This window comes from Niallia circulans, from assembly GCF_003726095.1.
Taxonomy (GTDB): domain Bacteria; phylum Bacillota; class Bacilli; order Bacillales; family Cytobacillaceae; genus Niallia; species Niallia circulans_A.
This window is the reverse complement of record NZ_CP026031.1, coordinates 3,830,699-3,847,481: the sequence shown is the minus strand read 5'-3', so window position 1 is coordinate 3,847,481 and position 16,783 is coordinate 3,830,699. Positions and strand designations below refer to the sequence as shown.

The window sequence follows — 16,783 nt, the reverse complement described above, 5'->3', positions numbered from 1 at the left end:
TTTAATATCATAATCCAGGCCATTCTTTAGACATCTGGCTTATGGCAGAGCTAGTATGGATTGATAGCAGGCTGAGACGGGGTGGTAATCTGTTTTGGGAGGTGAGGTTTTTACATTGCTATATTTTTCATTCTCCCGGTTAAGCAGTGTATACCAACCACCATGTTCATGATCCATGAAATACTGGGCGGAATAAGTGAATAACTGATTATAATAATCCCAGTATTGTTGATTCTTTGTTTTTGCAGCTAGTAAGGCTGCGGCAGCGATTGCTTCTGACATAACCCAGTAATTTTTATCCGTATCAATGACTTCTAAGCTTGGCGATAGGGCAAAATAAAAACCTCCATATTTTACATCCCAACCTTGTTCCCATCCTTTTGCGAACAATTTCTCTGCAGTCTCCTGCATCCAAGGTTCTGATTGATGTCTGTCAAGCCACATTAAGAGTTTACTCCATTCAAATTGATGACCAGGGATAAATCCATATGGGCGGAATTCATCTTTTGTATAGTCTTTATTGAATTGATAATCAGGCTGCCAGTCCGGTGTATAGTTTTCCCAAATCATCCCGCCTGCACGGTCTGCTAATTCTTGGGTAACACCCTCTGCGAGCTGGTAGGCCTTCTTTAAGTATTTTGCTTCATTTGTTGCTTCATATGCAGTCAGCATGGCTTCACACATATGCATGTTTGGGTTTTGGCCTCTATAAGAGGAAAGAGTGGTCCACCCAGCATCCCATTGGTCTTTGTAATATCCATGTTTCGGATCCCAAAAGTGGTTTTCCACCACATTAAAGACGTTTTTCATCACTTCTTTGGCTTCTTTTATGCCAGCTTGGTACGCAATAGAGGATGCTAATAATGCAAAGGCATGACCATAGGCCATTTTAGCAGCATCTTTTACATCCGTTCCCTTCATCTCAAAATAGTATCCATTATACTGTTTATCTAAATGATGTTCATGCAAAAATTGGATTCCATGTCGTGCTGCTTTTAAACACCAATCTGGACCATCTAAAATCGCACCAATACTAAAAATATAAATATACCTGCTAGTCGCTACTAAATGTTTAGTATCTGTGTCATTAATAGTACCATCATCTAAAAACCCATTAATATATCCGCCCTTTTCATCATCGATACAGGCCGGATAATAAAAATGAAGTGTCTTAAATATATGTTTTTTCAATTCTTCCTTATCCTGATAATGATCAAACTGGATATGGCTTGAACCTTCCATATTGGCAACCCTCCTCCATTAGGTGATACCTTAAATAGATGGCAGCAATCAAGACAGTATCTCCTTTTCATGAAGAAAATACTGCTTGATTTTTTTAGCTGTCCGAATGACTTATTTATCTAATCAAGAAGACATATATTGTCCACCATTCACATGGATGAATTGGCCGGTCATATAGGCAGAACCTTCAGAAGCAAGCAGGATGTATGGTTCTACAAGATCTGCTGGTTGACCAGGACGACCAAGAGGGGTAGAAACGCCAAATGATTCTTGCAGGTCGGTTGTCATGGTTGCTGGAATAAGTGGTGTCCAAATCGGTCCAGGTGCTACACCGTTAACTCGAATTCCTTTTGAGGAGAGTTCTTGAGCAATGGAACGAGTAAAGGATACAATAGCCCCTTTAGTAGATGTGTAATCAATCAACGCTTTATTGCCAACATATGCATTAATAGAAGCGGTATAGATTAAGCTATCACCAACTGATAAATGGGGAATGGCAGCTTTAGTTAAATACACCATTGAAAAAAAGTTTACGTCAAATGTACGTTTCAATTGTTCAGCAGAGATTTCTAGCACGCTGTTTTTTACTTCCTGACGTGCTGCGTTATTAACAAGGATATTCAGTTTTCCATGCTGCTGAATAACATCTTCAACTAGTTGATTACAAAATGCTTCATCCGCCACATCTCCAGCATGCAACGTACATTTTACGCCTTCTTGTTCAATACGCTTTTTCGTATTTTCCGCATCCTCTTGCTCATTTAAGTAGGCGATGGCAATATCCGCGCCTTCCTTTGCATACCCAATCGCTACTGCCTTACCAATTCCACTGTCTCCTCCAGTAATCAAGGCCACTTTGCCTTTCAATTTTCCAGAACCAACATGGGTTTCTAGCTCATAAATCGGGATAGGGTCCATTTCCTTTTCAACCCCCGGCTGCTCGGATTGTTTTTGAGGATTGACTCCATTTGATAATATGGTTTGTTCATCTAATTTACTCAATTATAACGCCTCCTAAATTATTTATGTGTTATTTAACATTCCACCCTGTCTTGAGACTAAACTCCTTTTTGACATGCAACCGCTTAGTGGATTTTTTTACCTTTTTACCTAGGCGGAGTGTTATAGCACTATCTGTCATATCGGGAATACTAGAGAATGAGTGGAATAGTTGATATATACCTTTTCTAATTCGAGTGGCTCATATATTAATCGGATAATAGAGTGATGAAGTTATCATAAATAGTGGCAGATCAAGGGATGAAATGAGAGAATAGTAGGTTTCCAATTCTATGATCTCTTGCACAAGTTTGTAGCACATTATATGGATGAAGAAGATAGGGGGATCATAATAAAAAGGGAGCAATTAAACTCCCTCAGCTTGTTGACAAAAGGAATTTAGGAAATGTAAATGGAATTATTATGCATTGATTGGAGTGAAAGGGGTGAGACTCCTGTGGGATCTGCGAGACAGTCTGAGACCCTGCAGGCCTTTAGGCCGAAGCGGCTCAGCGCGAGCCCCACGGAAAGCGAACCCCTGCAACGGAAATCAACTCTTATTTAAAAGAATGTATATTTATAAACTAAGACAAACTCCTAATTACCGAATTAGGAGTTTGACGACAGTCTGAGGGAGTAATGAAACTCCCTTTTTTCACAAACATTAACTCTTTATTGATAATTAATAATCGCAGGGCTAGGATCCAGCTTCAAGACCTCTTCGGGACTTAGCACAGGTTTATCTTTGTTATAAAAGATTTTAAATCCACCATATTGCACTGCTTCATTGCGCACGAATTTGCGATAGAGTGCCATTTTAGTATTAGAATCGCCCCACCCGTCATAATTTAAGGCTACTTCTACATTCTCGGTTGGCTTGATGGCTTCTTTGTTCGTTAATGCTTCGTCCATAAATTGATGGACAAGGACAATTTTATCGGGCAAATTATTTTCTTTTACCATTTCCGTTAAGTACTGCACTGCTTCTTGTACTTCAGCTCCGTCTACTTGACCAAGATTGACACCTGGAGTTTGTCCTTCTTTTACATGAAATTCCGTATCAATCGCTAGGTGGACATGAGGGAGCTTTAGCCATTTCTCAAGTAATTTCACCTGATTTAGAACGGAATCTGTTCCAAGTTGAACATCCAGCATAAGCAGGGCATCGTTTTCTTCCGCGAGAGTAGAATATTCATCAATTTGCTCTGGTGAAGTTGGATGGTAGTACTTCCCATCCGTCCCTGGATCACGCTGTGCTACGGTAGAAATGAGTTCAATCATTGGTACGGCAGGGCGTGAAGGGTCTGCATCTGAATATGCTTGGGTCTGTTCTTTTAATTTTGCCATTAATTCATCTGGCTCCATTTCTCCCAATATTCCCATTTTGGTAGAGTTTGGATGTCCGTAATACGCTATAAGTCTATGATTCTTTAAGGGACCATCTGTTTGATCAACGGCATCTTTTACTAATGTTTCTCCAAGTGGAACCATTCTAGTGGGATCTTCTCCACGGGCTTCTGCACTCGGCATCTTCTCTATTTCCTCATCAGCAACCTTTTTGTCTAGAGAAGAAGCACCTTCTGTTGGTTCCAGCGGTTTGTAGGCTGGCGGAGGATTCTCTTCTTTTATTGCTTTCTTCTCACCAGAAGACTTTTCTTCCTGTGTCTGTTCTTCATCATGTTGTTCAGTTTCTTTAATAGTAGGAGTGTTTTTCGAACAAGAGATGAGGAGCACAACAAGTAGTACTCCTGAAAATAACAAGGCTAGTCTTTTCATGTTGTCACTTCCTTATGTATGGATTTCTTCCATCTATTATTCTAGATGTATTCCCCAAATGCAATAAAGTTAACAGGGAATATTTTATTTTTCATAGAATAGGAGCGTTTAGTTAATAGATTCTCCCTTTCTTTCCAAGCACTTACCTATTTATAAATTAGGGTGTAATCATGGAAGAGGAGAGTAAAAAAAAGCTGGATCAAACGTCTCTGCTTGATCCAGCTTCCGCCACTTAAATCTCACATTTCCTCTCGCTTATAATCGCCACTTTTCCCGCCGGATTTCTCCACTAGAAAGGTTGGCCCGATTACCATCCCTTTATCGACAGCTTTGCACATATCATAAATGGTTAAGCTTGTAACTGTGGCGGCCGTTAATGCTTCCATTTCGACCCCAGTGCTTCCTTTGGTTTTTACTTCTACTCGTATAATAAGCTCCCATTTATCCTCATTTTGTTTCCAATTAAATTGCATATCAACTCCACTTAGTGAAAGTGGGTGACACATGGGAATAATCGAAGAAGTTTGCTTTGCTGCCATAATACCAGCAACTTGTGCAACAGCAAGTACATCTCCTTTTGCAAACTCATGGTTCATTATTTTTTTATAAATAAGTTCATTCACGATAATACTTGATTGACTAATAGCTGTGCGAGATGATTCCTGCTTCTCGGTGATATCAACCATCTTTGCCCTGCCTTGCTGATTAAAATGTGTGAAGTTTGTCACTAATATCACTCCTTGTTTGTAGTATAACAAAAGTAAATGGATGCGTCTTGCATCATTATCGGCTAAAAAAGATAAAGGAGGACCATATGTATAAATGGAAAGGCTTGATTATTATTTGTATCTGTTTCTTTCTTCTAGCGGGCTGTTCCTCGGAGAAAAGAGAAGTGAAGCTAACCGTGTCAGCCGCCGCGAGTTTAACGGATGCGATGGAGGAGCTTGTGGAGGCATTTGAATCAAGAGAACCTAATATAGCTATATCGCTAAATCTAGCATCTTCAGGAGCATTACAACAACAAATTAGTCAAGGCGCACCAGTTGACATTTTTCTCTCAGCTGCTGAAGAGCCATTTGACTATTTAAATAAACAGGGTTTGCTAGATAAGTCACATCAAGAATTATTATTACGTAATCAGTTAGTCCTGATCAAAAGAAAAGATACCTTCTCTCAATTTCACGAATTTAAGGATTTACTAGACGAACAGGTACAAGAAATTGCTATTGGGACACCAGAAAGCGTCCCAGCAGGTATCTATGCAAAACAGGCGCTCGAACATGTAGGGATATTTCATTCCCTTGAATCTAAATTAGTCTATGCAAAAGATGTTCGCCAAGTATTACAGTATGTGGAATCAGGAAGTGTTGACTTTGGTTTTGTATATGCCACAGACGTAATAGCCGCTAAGCAAGTAGAAGTAGAGCGAGTAGTCGATGAAGAATGGCATGATCCTATCCAGTATCCAATCGGAATTTTGAAAGATACCAAGCATAAGGAAGAAGCAGTCGCCTTTTATAACTTTTTGCGAAGTACAAAGGCAGACACTATTTTTGCGAAGTATGGGTTCACCACCGTAAACAAGTAAAGGAGAGTGCAGAATGAAAAGTAGCTTTTGGCAGCCTATTGAGCTCTCTTTATTAATTGCAATTAGCGCGACGCTTTTTGTAATTATATTAGGAATTGTAACGGCATGGTTCATGACGAAAAAAGAGTTTCCGGGCAAGGCGATCATAGAAGTCATTCTGCTATTACCAATTGTGTTACCACCAACAGTGATTGGTTTCCTGCTGATTATGCTATTTGGCAAGAAGGGTGTGATTGGGAAAGCTATTGATTTTTTATTTGGCGAATCCTTAATGTTTACCGTTTCGGGAGCTATCCTTGCAGCTGTTGTGGTTGCTTTCCCATTAATGTATCAATCGGTGAAAAATGGGTTTACGAGTATGAATCCATTAATAGAGGATGCAGCTCGAGTAGATGGTGCAAATAGTTGGCGTCTATTTCGACATATTTCACTACCATTATGTTCTCCCTTTCTTGTCACAGGCACAATATTAAGTTTTGCCAGAGCCTTAGGGGAATTTGGTGCAACGATTATGTTTGCAGGAAATATTCCGGGACAAACACAAACGCTTCCATTAGCGATTTATGTTGCTTTTGAATCTAACAAACTTGTACTCGCATGGAGCTGGGTGATGATGATGGTGATTATTTCTTTTGTTATGCTGCTTTTTATTCAAAAGAGGGCGCGCCGCAGTTAATGCATCCATGTGTGATGTATTTCACACCTTAAGCTAGTGGAGGATGTTTTAATAAGCTTATAAGCAACCTGATTTGATGACAGGTCGGAATATGGAGGGATAAAGATGAAGAAAAAACCATCTCCACTTTGGCAACGATTAAACTATTTGAAACCAAAAGAAACATATAGCAATAACCATAGTCAATTACAAGAAGGAGACCGGGATTGGGAAAATGTGTATCGCAGAAGATGGCAGCATGATAAAGTAATCCGTTCCACTCATGGAGTGAACTGTACGGGTTCTTGCAGCTGGAACATCTTTGTGAAAGACGGCATTGTGACATGGGAAGGGCAAAATGTGGATTACCCAACAACAGGACCAGACATGCCGGAATTTGAGCCAAGGGGCTGTCCGCGAGGTGCAAGTTTTTCCTGGTATTTATATAGCCCGTTGCGTGTGAAGTATCCTTATATTCGTAAAAAGCTACTATATTTATGGCGAGAGGCCATAGCGGAACACAAGAAACCATTAGATGCTTGGAAAAGCATTGTGGAAGATAAAGAAAAGGCCAATCAGTATAAAAGTGTTCGCGGAAAAGGCGGATTAGTACGGGCTGATTGGGAAGAAGTTACGCAAATTATTGCAGCGGCTGTTTTGTATACAACGGTAAAATACGGATCTGATCGTAATGTTGGCTTTTCTCCAATTCCAGCGATGTCCATGGTGAGTCATGCAGCGGGAAGCCGCTTTATGTCCCTAATAGGAGGACCGATGCTTAGCTTTTATGACTGGTATGCGGATTTGCCACCTGCATCTCCACAAATTTGGGGAGATCAGACAGATGTTCCAGAAAGCTCTGATTGGTTTAATGCTGGCTATATTATGACATGGGGCTCTAATGTTCCCTTAACACGTACACCAGATGCTCACTTCCTTGCCGAGGCAAGATATAAAGGAACAAAAGTGGTTTCTGTTAGTCCAGACTATGCGGAATCAACCAAATTCTCTGATGACTGGATGGCTGTCAAGCAAGGGACGGATGGTGCGGTAGCCATGGCAATGGGACATGTTATTTTAAATGAGTTTTATCATAAAAAACAAATACCATACTTTGAATCTTATGCGAAACAATATACTGATTTTCCTTTCGCCGTTCGTTTGAAAAAAGTGGGATCAAGCTATCAGGCTGACCGCTTTTTACATGCAAAGGATCTAGGCCTTTCTGGTGAGCATAATGAGTGGAAGCCTGCTATGTATAATGAGCGCACGGGGAATTTTGCTATTCCACAAGGAACAATAGGTTCGCGATGGGATAAAAAAGGGAAATGGAATCTGCATTTAGTGGATGAATATACAGGAGAAGCAATTGATCCAAAGCTAAGCTTTCTAGGGCTTGAAGATGAGGTGATGGAAATTCAATTACCATACTTTGATGCAGAAAAGCGTTCCGTTATGATGCGTGCCGTTCCAGTAAAAGCAGTTGAATTAAATGGGCAAACAGAATATATCACAACAGTTTATGATCTTATGCTTGCTAATTACGGAATTGATCGAGGCATCGGTGGAGAAGTCGCGCAATCCTATGATGACATGGCGCCTTTTACTCCAGCATGGCAAGAGAGTATTAGTAATGTCGATCGAAACTTAGTTATTAAAATCGCGAAAGAATTTGCCCAAAATGCTATCGATACAAAAGGTCGTTCTATGATTATTATGGGTGCTGGTATTAACCATTGGTTCCATTCTGACACTATCTATCGTGCCATCATCAACTTAATTTTAATGGTAGGTGCGCAAGGAGTAAATGGGGGAGGCTGGGCACATTATGTAGGGCAAGAAAAGCTTCGACCAGCAGAAGGATGGAATACCTTAGCTACAGCAAAAGATTGGCAGGCACCGCCAAAACTGCAAAATGGGACATCATTTTTTTATTTTGCTACAGACCAGTGGCGTTATGAAGAAACGTCTGTTAATGAGATAACGGCTGCTACAGTAGAGAAAGCAAGATATGACCATCATGGGGATTATAATGTGCTAGCGGCTCGATTAGGATGGCTGCCATCCTATCCAACATTTAATAAGAATGGCATTGCTATTTATAAAGAGGCAGTGTCGAAGGGCTGTCAAACCCAAGAGGAAATTGCGCAATATGTAGCAAAAGAGTTGATGAATAAATCATTGCAATTTGCGATAGAAGACCCAGATAATCCAGTCAATTTTCCTCGTACGTTATTTGTTTGGCGTGCCAATTTAATCTCAAGCTCTGGAAAAGGGCATGAATATTTTCTAAAACATTTACTTGGAACAACACACGGATTGTTGAATGATGATCAATCTAGTATTCGACCAGCTGAAATAAAATGGCGGGAAGAAGCACCAGAAGGAAAATTGGATCTTTTAATCGATCTTGATTTCCGGATGGCAGGAACGGGATTGTATTCCGATATTATCTTACCAGCTGCGACCTGGTATGAAAAATTTGATTTATCAAGCACAGATATGCATCCATTTGTACATCCATTTAATCCAGCGGTTGCTACGCCTTGGGAATCGAAGTCAGATTGGGATATTTTCAAGAAGCTAGCAAAAGGGGTTTCAGAGCTAGCCGAACAAATCGATATGGACGTAATTAAAGAGGTTGTAGCTACACCGCTGCAGCACGATACTCCACAAGAAATGGCCCAGCCTTTTGGGGAGATTAAAGATTGGTCCAAAGGTGATTGTGAAGCAATTCCAGGGCGAACCATGCCAAATATTCATGTGGTAGAACGAGATTATAAGCAGGTTTATAAAAAAATGACCTCTCTAGGACCGAATGTTGCCAAAAACCCATATGGCGGCAAAGGGATAAGCTGGTCCATGGAAAAAGAGTATGAACAAGTCAAGCATGCAATTGGTGTAGTAGAAGAAGAAGGCATTTCCAAAGGTCTCCCAAATATTGAAAGTGCAAGAGACGCTTGTCAGGCCATTCTCATGATGTCATCTACGACAAACGGCAAAATCGCAGTCAAAGCTTGGGAATCACTGGAACAGCAAACAAGCTTGGAGTTAAAGGATTTAGCTGCAGAGCGTGAAGAAGATCTATTTACATTAGAACAAATTAATGCACAACCAAAAACGGTCATTACGTCACCTGCCTTTACTGGTTCGGAAAAAGGCGGGAGACGGTATTCACCATTTACAACAAATATTGAGCGAATGATTCCTTTCCATACCCTTACAGGAAGACAGTCCTTTTATTTAGATCATGAGATGATGAAGGAATTTGGGGAAGAGATGGCGACATTTAAGCCAATGCTCCACCATACACCTTTTCAGCAAGATCGTCCAAAAGTGGAAGGAAAAGAAATTACGTTAAATTATCTAACACCACATAATAAATGGTCTATTCACAGTATGTATTATGATGCACAGCCGATGCTGACATTGTTTAGAGGTGGACCAACGATATGGATGAACAAGGAAGATGCCAAAGAAGTAGATATAGAAGATAACGATTGGATTGAATGCTTTAACCGAAATGGTGTGGTCGTTGCCAGAGCGGTTGTCTCTCATCGAATTCCTAGAAGTGTTGCCTTTATGTACCATGCTCAAGACAGACATATTCACGTTCCTGGCACAAATCTTACGAAAAACCGAGGAGGGACACATAATAGTCCTACGCGAATCCATGTTAAGCCAACGCATATGATTGGTGGCTATGGCCAACTAAGCTATGGATTTAACTATTATGGACCAACTGGAAACCAACGGGATTTACATGTAGTCATTAGAAAGATGAAGGAGGTGGAGTGGCTTGAAGATTAAAGCACAAATTGGCATGGTGATGAATTTAGATAAATGTATTGGCTGTCATACATGTAGTGTGACATGCAAAAATACGTGGACCAATCGCCCTGGCGCAGAATATATGTACTTTAATAATGTCGAAACAAAACCTGGAATCGGCTATCCGAAACAATGGGAAGACCAAGAGAAATATAAAGGCGGCTGGGAGCTGGATAAAAAGGGTGAACTAAAACTGAAATCAGGTTCTAAAGTAAATCGATTATTCAGCCTTTTCTATAACCCAAATCAACCAGAAATTGATGATTATTATGAACCATGGAATTATGATTATGAAACATTGACAAACAGTCCAGAACGTAAGCATCAACCTATTGCCCGAGCAAAGTCAGCTATCACTGGCGAGTTTATGGATTTAGAGTGGGGACCGAACTGGGAAGATGACCTTGCTGGCGGGCATATAACTGGTTTACGTGATCCAAATGTTGTGCAAATGGAGGAATCAATAAAAACGGAGTTTGAAGATGTATTTATGATGTACTTGCCGCGTATATGTGAACATTGCATTAACGCACCTTGTGTGAGCTCTTGTCCATCCGGTGCGATGTATAAACGTGATGAAGATGGCATTGTACTTGTAGATCAGAATGCTTGTCGTGCTTGGAGACAATGCGTCAGCTCCTGTCCATATAAAAAAGTGTACTTTAACTGGAAAACAAGTAAAGCGGAGAAATGTACATTATGCTATCCAAGAATTGAAAATGGCCAGCCAACGATTTGCTCCGAAACATGTGTTGGCAGAATCCGTTATATCGGGGTCATGCTCTATGATGCTGATAAAGTATTGGAGGCAGCTTCTGTTAAAGAAGAGAAAGAATTGTATCAGGCACAATTAGATATTTTCTTAGATCCAAATGACCCAGAAGTAGTGAAGGAAGCGAAAAAAGAAGGCATCCCAATGGATTGGATTGAAGCGGCGCAGCAATCTCCATTATATAAAATGATCATCGACTGGAAGATTGCTTTACCATTACACCCAGAATACCGAACAATGCCAATGGTGTGGTATATTCCACCACTTAGCCCAGTTATGAATATGATAGAAGGAAAAGGCAGTCAAGCAGATACAGAAGATATCTTCCCGGCTATTGACGAAATGCGCATTCCGATTGAATATCTAGCTAATTTATTAACTGCTGGGGATACGGCTCATATTCGTACTGTATTAAAGAAAATGGCAGTTATGCGTAGCTATATGCGGGCCGAACAAACAGGGAAATCCTTTGATGTCTCTATTATTGAAGAGCTGGGACTCGAGGAAAACGACATTAAAAAGATGTACCGACTGCTAGCCATTGCCAAATATAATGATCGCTTTGTTATTCCTAAAAGCCATAAGGAAGATATAGCAGATCTTTACTATGACCAAGGCGCTTGTGGATTAGATTTTGCTAGCGGGCCTGGCGCCTGTGGCGTCTTGTCTTGATAAATGGTTCCACCCTTTCACGAGGAGAATAAATGATTAGAGCAAATATGAATGAAGGGAATTGCGTGGGGAAACCACAATCCTAGGAATCTGTAGCTGCTAGAATTTCGCGGAAACAGCATAAGCATAAGCTGGGACAGGGCGCCACAATCTATAGCAGCGCCCGCCCTATTCGAGATAGGCAATGGATTACTAGCCACACAATAAACCTGCTTTGCGATAATAAGTAACCTGACAAAAAGGATGAACAAACATGAAACAAACAGAGCTTTATCAAATGCTAGCATTTTTATTACGCTATCCAAATGAAGAATTTAGGCAGATTCTACTTGGATTAACAGCAGAAATACAGGAAGTGGGCGACACGAGAATTCGTCAAAAACTGTTTCAATTTATAGAGCTGGTAGAGCAAACACCATTGGATGATTGGATTAATCATTATGTAAGCCAATTTGACTTTGACCGGAAAACAAATCTTTACGTTACGTATTTTAAAAATGGTGAACAAAAGGAGCGAGGCTTAGAGCTTCTAAAACTAAAAAAATTTTATCAGGCAGCCGGCTTTGACATTGTTGAAACAGAACTGCCAGATTATATACCGTTAATGCTTGAATTTTCTGCACAGGTTTCAGCTGATATCAGACAAGAGCTTTGGAAAATGCATGAACAAGCAATTTGGGAAATTAGAGAAACTCTCTTATCAATTAAAAGCTTTTATGGCTTACTTTTTGATGTTTTGATTCAGCTGTTTGAACAAGATGGCCTCGAGCATCATCTGACAGCCGAAAAGCAAACTCCTATACCAAATTTAGAAGATCAAGCTATTCTTGCAAAGATGCGAGATCAATTAATTAAGAACCAGCTAGGATAAGAGATATTAGCTGGAAGAAAAGGAGTAACCAATATGAACTCACTCAATTTATTACTTTGGGGAGTTTTCCCTTATATTGTCCTGACCATTTTTATTGGCGGTTTAATTTATCGTTATCAAAAGGATCAATTTGGTTGGACAACAAAGTCTAGTGAAATTTTTGAAAAAAAGCGACTGCGAATTGGATCGCTCATGTTCCACTGGGGGTTATTTTTTGTCTTGGGCGGCCACATTGCAGGGCTGATTGTTCCAGTATCTTTCTATAATGCTTTTGGTATTTCTGAGCACTTTTACCATAGAATTGCCCTAATCTTTGGGTTACCTGCAGGAATTGTTGCTTTTATTGGGATTCTGTTGCTTGCCCACCGCAGGTTTAGTGTGAAACGTATTAAAGCGACCTCTTCGATTGGCGATTGGGTAGCATTAATCTTGGTCATCATTGTTATTTTTACAGGATTATTAGCAACAAGCATGAACGTCGATTCACAAGGATTTGATTACCGGACAACGATCGCGCCGTGGCTAAGAGGTTTATTCGTTTTTCGTATGCAGCCTGAGCTAATGGCTGAAGTACCCATTTGGTTTAAAATCCATATTTACACAACATTTGCTTTATATGTTTCTTGGCCGTTTACTCGATTAGTTCATGCATTTAGTTTTCCGCTTCGTTATTTAAGTAGAAATTATGTGATTTATAAACGAAGAGTTCAACGTAAGGCTGGATGAGATGGGAAGCACCTATCATAGTGAAATAATTTTACAAATAAGGTTGGGATGAGGATGAACCATCAGGACATTCTTTTATTGGGGGCAGAGCTCGATAAAACACTCCAAGAGAATAACATGGCACAAGCAAAAGATATCGTGAGCCAGTTGGAACCTCATTACGAGGCGAGATCACAGGAGTTTTCCGTATCGAATCAATTAACCATTGCGTTGTCACTTGCAAAGTATTTTCGAAAAAGGAACCAGTATGATAAATCGGCTCATTATAGCAGACAGGCAATTCAACAAGCAAAAATAGGAAAGCTCGGACTAACTAGACCACTGGTTGACGCGTATTTAAACTATGCAAAACTAGAAAAAGATTATAAACAGATTGACAATGCTAGAAAACTATTAGCAACACTGTTGAAGCAGCTAGAGAAAAATAAGGTAGAAGATAACTATATATTTGGTCTCGTCTATCATTTGTTAGCACAAATTGGCTTTCAAGATCTGGCCTTTGATACGGCTGTTGAACAATTTAAAGAAGCATTAACCTGCTTTCGGAAAGTAATTCCTGAAGAGCATCCTATTATCTATCAGACTATTAATGAATTGACAGAGACGTATATTCGCATGGAGCATTATCAGGACGCCTTGTATCTTCAAGAGAAGACCTTACAAGATTACCAAAAGACAGATGACAAGTTAACCCAAGCCTTGATCCTGTTACGGATGGGAGAAATCTACTTTTATCTTGATTTGAAAAAGGCAAGGAAAGCAATATCGCAATCGCTGGCATTTTTGAAAGCCCTTGAACAGCCACTGTTGCTTTACCAAGCAAAGGCGAATTTGCTATTAGCAGAGCTGGAGGAGAATCTAGCAAATGCTCCACGTTCTATCAATTATTATAAGAGAAGCCTTAAACAGCTGGAACAAGTTCATGAGCAAGAGCACTTCATGGTTGTCTATGCCTATTCAAAAATCGGAACGTTACTTATGAAGGTAAACCAATTAGAGGACGCCAAATACTACTTGGAGAAAGGGTTGCCGTTAACGAAAGGCCATCCCCGTATTCAAATGCAATTCCTTTATGCACTCGGGAAGATTTATTCGAAAGAACAGTCGTATGAACAAGCGAGAAATCTATATCAAGCTTTCCTAGATCAATTGGAAAAGGCAAATAAAAAACAATCGAAGGCATATGCAGATACATTACAAGCAATTGGATTTAATTTTATTCAACAAAACGATATGGAAAAAGCTTTTATCTGCTATCAAGAAGCCATTGATATTTATCAAGGCCTTAGACCGGTTAGTAAGGATTCCTTAGGATTTGCAAGTATTCGTCTTGCTTATTGTTATGAACAAAAGGCTGAAAAGGACATTGCAAAAGCAAGTGAGTGGTACCAGTATGGCGTAGAACAGATAGAAAAGCTAAAAGATAAGGCACTCTCTGAAGAGGCACTCGCAGCAGTAATTGATTTTTACCAGCGTCATGATTTTCCAAAGCAGCAGTCTTACTATGAAAATAAGCTAGTCAAATTGCAAGTAAACAGCTGAGAAGTATTATCGTATAAAAGAGAAGAAAGCGATCAAATATGAGGTTACAACCAACAGAGGAGAATTTAGCATGTTACAGGATAGGCTCGGTCGTCCATTACAAGATTTACGTATATCAGTTATTGATCGATGTAACTTTCGTTGTACGTATTGTATGCCAAGGGAAATCTTCGGTAAAGACTTTTCTTTCTTGCCCAAAGACCAGTTGCTAAGTTTTGAGGAGATTGAACGATTAGCTAAACTATTTGTTCAATTAGGCGTAAGGAAAATTCGTTTAACAGGCGGGGAACCTTTATTACGAAGAGACATTGCAACCCTAATTGAGAAGTTAGCTGCTATTGATGGGTTAGAGGATATTGGCTTGACAACAAATGGAATGCTGCTAGGGAAAATGGCAAAAAGTTTGAAGCAAGCAGGTTTAGAACGTGTGAATGTGAGCTTGGATGCATTAGATGATAAAGTTTTTCAATCAATTAACGATAGCGGTATACCGACTAAAAAAATATTAGACTCCATTGAACAGGCACGAAAGGCTGGACTCAGTGTAAAAGTGAATATGGTTGTCAAAAAGGGAATGAATGATCAACAAGTAATCCCAATGGCAAAATACTTTAAAGAACAGGAAATACCATTGCGATACATTGAGTTTATGGATGTTGGCCAAACAAATGGTTGGGATTTCAGCCAGGTGCTAACGAAAAAACAGCTGTTTGAGCAATTAAGCCATCATTTTGAGCTGGAACCTGTGGATTCTGCCTATATAGGAGAAGTGGCAAAGCGTTATCGTTATGTTGGAACTAATGCAGAGGTTGGATTCATTACGTCAGTTTCTGAATCCTTTTGTTCTACATGCACACGAGCCAGGCTAGCAGCAGATGGGAAGTTTTATACCTGTTTATTTGCAAGCGGCGGGCTCGATCTTCGAACATTATTACGTTCTAATGCAGATGACCAGACAATTTTACAATCAATTGTGCCAACATGGAAAAACAGAAACGACCGCTATTCAGATGAACGGACGGAAGAGTCAGCGAAGCATAGAAAGAAAATGGAGATGTCCTATATTGGTGGATAGATCAATAAAGGAGAGCAAAGCGATGAATAATCGATATTCCAGACAAATACGTTTTCAGCCAATTGGCGAGCATGGACAAGAGCAAATGGCGAAAAAGCACGTATTAATAGTAGGGTGTGGAGCTTTAGGATCAGCTAATGCAGAAGCACTTGTCCGCGCGGGAGTTGGGGAAGTATCTATTGTGGATCGAGATTATGTAGAAGAGAGTAATTTACAACGCCAGCATCTGTTTACGGAAAAAGATGTAGAGCAGCAGCTCCCTAAGGCAATTGCAGCTCAACAACACCTGCGGGAAATAAATCAGTGTATAAAGATTCATGCACATGTGATGGATGTAACAGGTGAAACGCTTGAGCCATTAATAAAAGATGTGGATCTCGTAATGGACGCAACTGACAATTTTGATACTCGATTTATCTTGAATGATGCGTTGCACCAGCATAGGATACCTTGGATTTTTGGTGCCTGTGTCGGTGCTACGGGAATGAGCTATACGGTTATTCCAAATGAAACACCTTGCTTACGTTGTTTGCTTGACGCCATACCGGTAGCAGGTGTGACATGTGATGCAGTTGGAATCATTGGTCCTGCCGTGCAAATGGTTGTAGCACATCAAACAGCTGAAGCATTGAAGCTCCTAACAGGTGCAGCAGATAAACAACGAGCCACTTATTTAACGTTTGATCTCTGGAATAACCTTTATCAAACGATTAGAGTGGAGGGAGTAAAGCGGGATGAGTGCCTTACTTGTGGGATGAACCCGACATATCCAGCATTAGCATACCAAAATCAGTTGAAGACGGAAGTCTTGTGTGGAAGAGATACGGTCCAGCTTAGGGCGAGTACATCACACTCCTTAGCAGCATTAGCAGCCCGATTTCAAGTCTTTACGAGTGTAAAACAGAATGAATATCTAGTATCGATTACGTACCAGTCCTATCGAATTGTCTTTTTCCTTGATGGGAGAACATTAATACATGGCACTAATTCCGTTACAGAAGCGAAAAAAATTTACTATCAGCTAGTAGGTTAAG

General features: G+C 40.1%; 13 protein-coding genes. 9 read left to right on the top strand and 4 right to left on the bottom strand.

Annotation, left to right across the window (positions count from 1 at the left end; genetic code table 11):
- Positions 1 to 39 precede the first annotated feature (39 nt).
- From C2I06_RS18345 to moaC, 4 genes are all read right to left on the bottom strand, one after another.
- Positions 40 to 1,242 (bottom strand): AGE family epimerase/isomerase, encoded by a 1,203-nt coding sequence (locus C2I06_RS18345; protein WP_123258613.1) that lies wholly within the window; start codon positions 1,240 to 1,242, stop codon positions 40 to 42.
- A 123-nt stretch (positions 1,243 to 1,365) separates the two neighbouring features.
- Positions 1,366 to 2,244: an SDR family oxidoreductase gene (locus tag C2I06_RS18340; protein ID WP_371000506.1), complete on the bottom strand. Its 879-nt coding sequence runs from the start codon at positions 2,242 to 2,244 to the stop codon at positions 1,366 to 1,368.
- A gap of 669 nt (positions 2,245 to 2,913) precedes the next feature.
- The gene (locus C2I06_RS18335) at positions 2,914 to 4,017 is read right to left on the bottom strand and encodes a hypothetical protein (protein WP_123258612.1); all 1,104 of its coding nucleotides are present in this window, start codon (positions 4,015 to 4,017) and stop codon (positions 2,914 to 2,916) included.
- A 239-nt stretch (positions 4,018 to 4,256) separates the two neighbouring features.
- Positions 4,257 to 4,745, bottom strand: coding sequence for a cyclic pyranopterin monophosphate synthase MoaC (gene moaC / locus C2I06_RS18330; RefSeq protein ID WP_095333285.1), 489 nt, complete (start codon positions 4,743 to 4,745; stop codon positions 4,257 to 4,259).
- An 86-nt stretch (positions 4,746 to 4,831) separates the two neighbouring features.
- Between moaC and modA the strand changes: the two genes are divergently transcribed.
- The 9 genes from modA to C2I06_RS18285 all read left to right on the top strand — a co-directional run bounded on the left by modA (position 4,832) and on the right by C2I06_RS18285 (position 16,782).
- A complete protein-coding gene (gene modA / locus C2I06_RS18325; protein WP_123258611.1) occupies positions 4,832 to 5,605 on the top strand; it encodes a molybdate ABC transporter substrate-binding protein in 774 nt (257 codons plus the stop codon).
- A 13-nt stretch (positions 5,606 to 5,618) separates the two neighbouring features.
- A complete protein-coding gene (modB, locus tag C2I06_RS18320; protein ID WP_123258610.1) occupies positions 5,619 to 6,281 on the top strand; it encodes a molybdate ABC transporter permease subunit in 663 nt (220 codons plus the stop codon).
- Between the two features lie 105 nt (positions 6,282 to 6,386).
- Positions 6,387 to 10,070, top strand: a complete 3,684-nt coding sequence (locus C2I06_RS18315; RefSeq protein ID WP_123258609.1) for a nitrate reductase subunit alpha — start codon at positions 6,387 to 6,389, stop codon at positions 10,068 to 10,070.
- Positions 10,060 to 11,535, top strand: coding sequence for a nitrate reductase subunit beta (gene narH / locus C2I06_RS18310; RefSeq protein ID WP_095333294.1), 1,476 nt, complete (start codon positions 10,060 to 10,062; stop codon positions 11,533 to 11,535). The genes C2I06_RS18315 and narH overlap by 11 nt, the downstream gene beginning before the upstream one ends.
- Before the next feature lie 253 nt (positions 11,536 to 11,788).
- Positions 11,789 to 12,406, top strand: coding sequence for a nitrate reductase molybdenum cofactor assembly chaperone (gene narJ / locus C2I06_RS18305; RefSeq protein ID WP_095333296.1), 618 nt, complete (start codon positions 11,789 to 11,791; stop codon positions 12,404 to 12,406).
- A gap of 33 nt (positions 12,407 to 12,439) precedes the next feature.
- Entirely contained in the window at positions 12,440 to 13,132 is a 693-nt protein-coding gene (gene narI, locus C2I06_RS18300) for a respiratory nitrate reductase subunit gamma (RefSeq protein ID WP_095333299.1), read from the top strand.
- A 54-nt stretch (positions 13,133 to 13,186) separates the two neighbouring features.
- On the top strand, positions 13,187 to 14,674 hold the full coding sequence (locus tag C2I06_RS18295) for a tetratricopeptide repeat protein (protein ID WP_164463736.1): 1,488 nt from the start codon (positions 13,187 to 13,189) through the stop codon (positions 14,672 to 14,674).
- A gap of 70 nt (positions 14,675 to 14,744) precedes the next feature.
- Positions 14,745 to 15,749: a GTP 3',8-cyclase MoaA gene (gene moaA / locus C2I06_RS18290; RefSeq protein WP_123258607.1), complete on the top strand. Its 1,005-nt coding sequence runs from the start codon at positions 14,745 to 14,747 to the stop codon at positions 15,747 to 15,749.
- Between the two features lie 22 nt (positions 15,750 to 15,771).
- Complete coding sequence (locus C2I06_RS18285) at positions 15,772 to 16,782, top strand: ThiF family adenylyltransferase (RefSeq protein WP_123258606.1); 1,011 nt, start codon at positions 15,772 to 15,774, stop codon at positions 16,780 to 16,782.
- Position 16,783 lies beyond the last annotated feature (1 nt).

What these genes read in the sequence shown, in the direction of transcription:
- C2I06_RS18345 (WP_123258613.1), bottom strand. Translation starts at nt 1,242, where the DNA reads ATGGAAGGTTCAAGCCATATCCAGTTTGATCATTATCAGGATAAGGAA.
- C2I06_RS18285 (WP_123258606.1), top strand. Translation starts at nt 15,772, where the DNA reads ATGAATAATCGATATTCCAGACAAATACGTTTTCAGCCAATTGGCGAG.
- narI (WP_095333299.1), top strand. Translation starts at nt 12,440, where the DNA reads ATGAACTCACTCAATTTATTACTTTGGGGAGTTTTCCCTTATATTGTC.
- modB (WP_123258610.1), top strand. Translation starts at nt 5,619, where the DNA reads ATGAAAAGTAGCTTTTGGCAGCCTATTGAGCTCTCTTTATTAATTGCA.
- moaA (WP_123258607.1), top strand. Translation starts at nt 14,745, where the DNA reads ATGTTACAGGATAGGCTCGGTCGTCCATTACAAGATTTACGTATATCA.
- modA (WP_123258611.1), top strand. Translation starts at nt 4,832, where the DNA reads ATGTATAAATGGAAAGGCTTGATTATTATTTGTATCTGTTTCTTTCTT.
- C2I06_RS18295 (WP_164463736.1), top strand. Translation starts at nt 13,187, where the DNA reads ATGAACCATCAGGACATTCTTTTATTGGGGGCAGAGCTCGATAAAACA.
- C2I06_RS18315 (WP_123258609.1), top strand. Translation starts at nt 6,387, where the DNA reads ATGAAGAAAAAACCATCTCCACTTTGGCAACGATTAAACTATTTGAAA.
- narJ (WP_095333296.1), top strand. Translation starts at nt 11,789, where the DNA reads ATGAAACAAACAGAGCTTTATCAAATGCTAGCATTTTTATTACGCTAT.
- C2I06_RS18335 (WP_123258612.1), bottom strand. Translation starts at nt 4,017, where the DNA reads ATGAAAAGACTAGCCTTGTTATTTTCAGGAGTACTACTTGTTGTGCTC.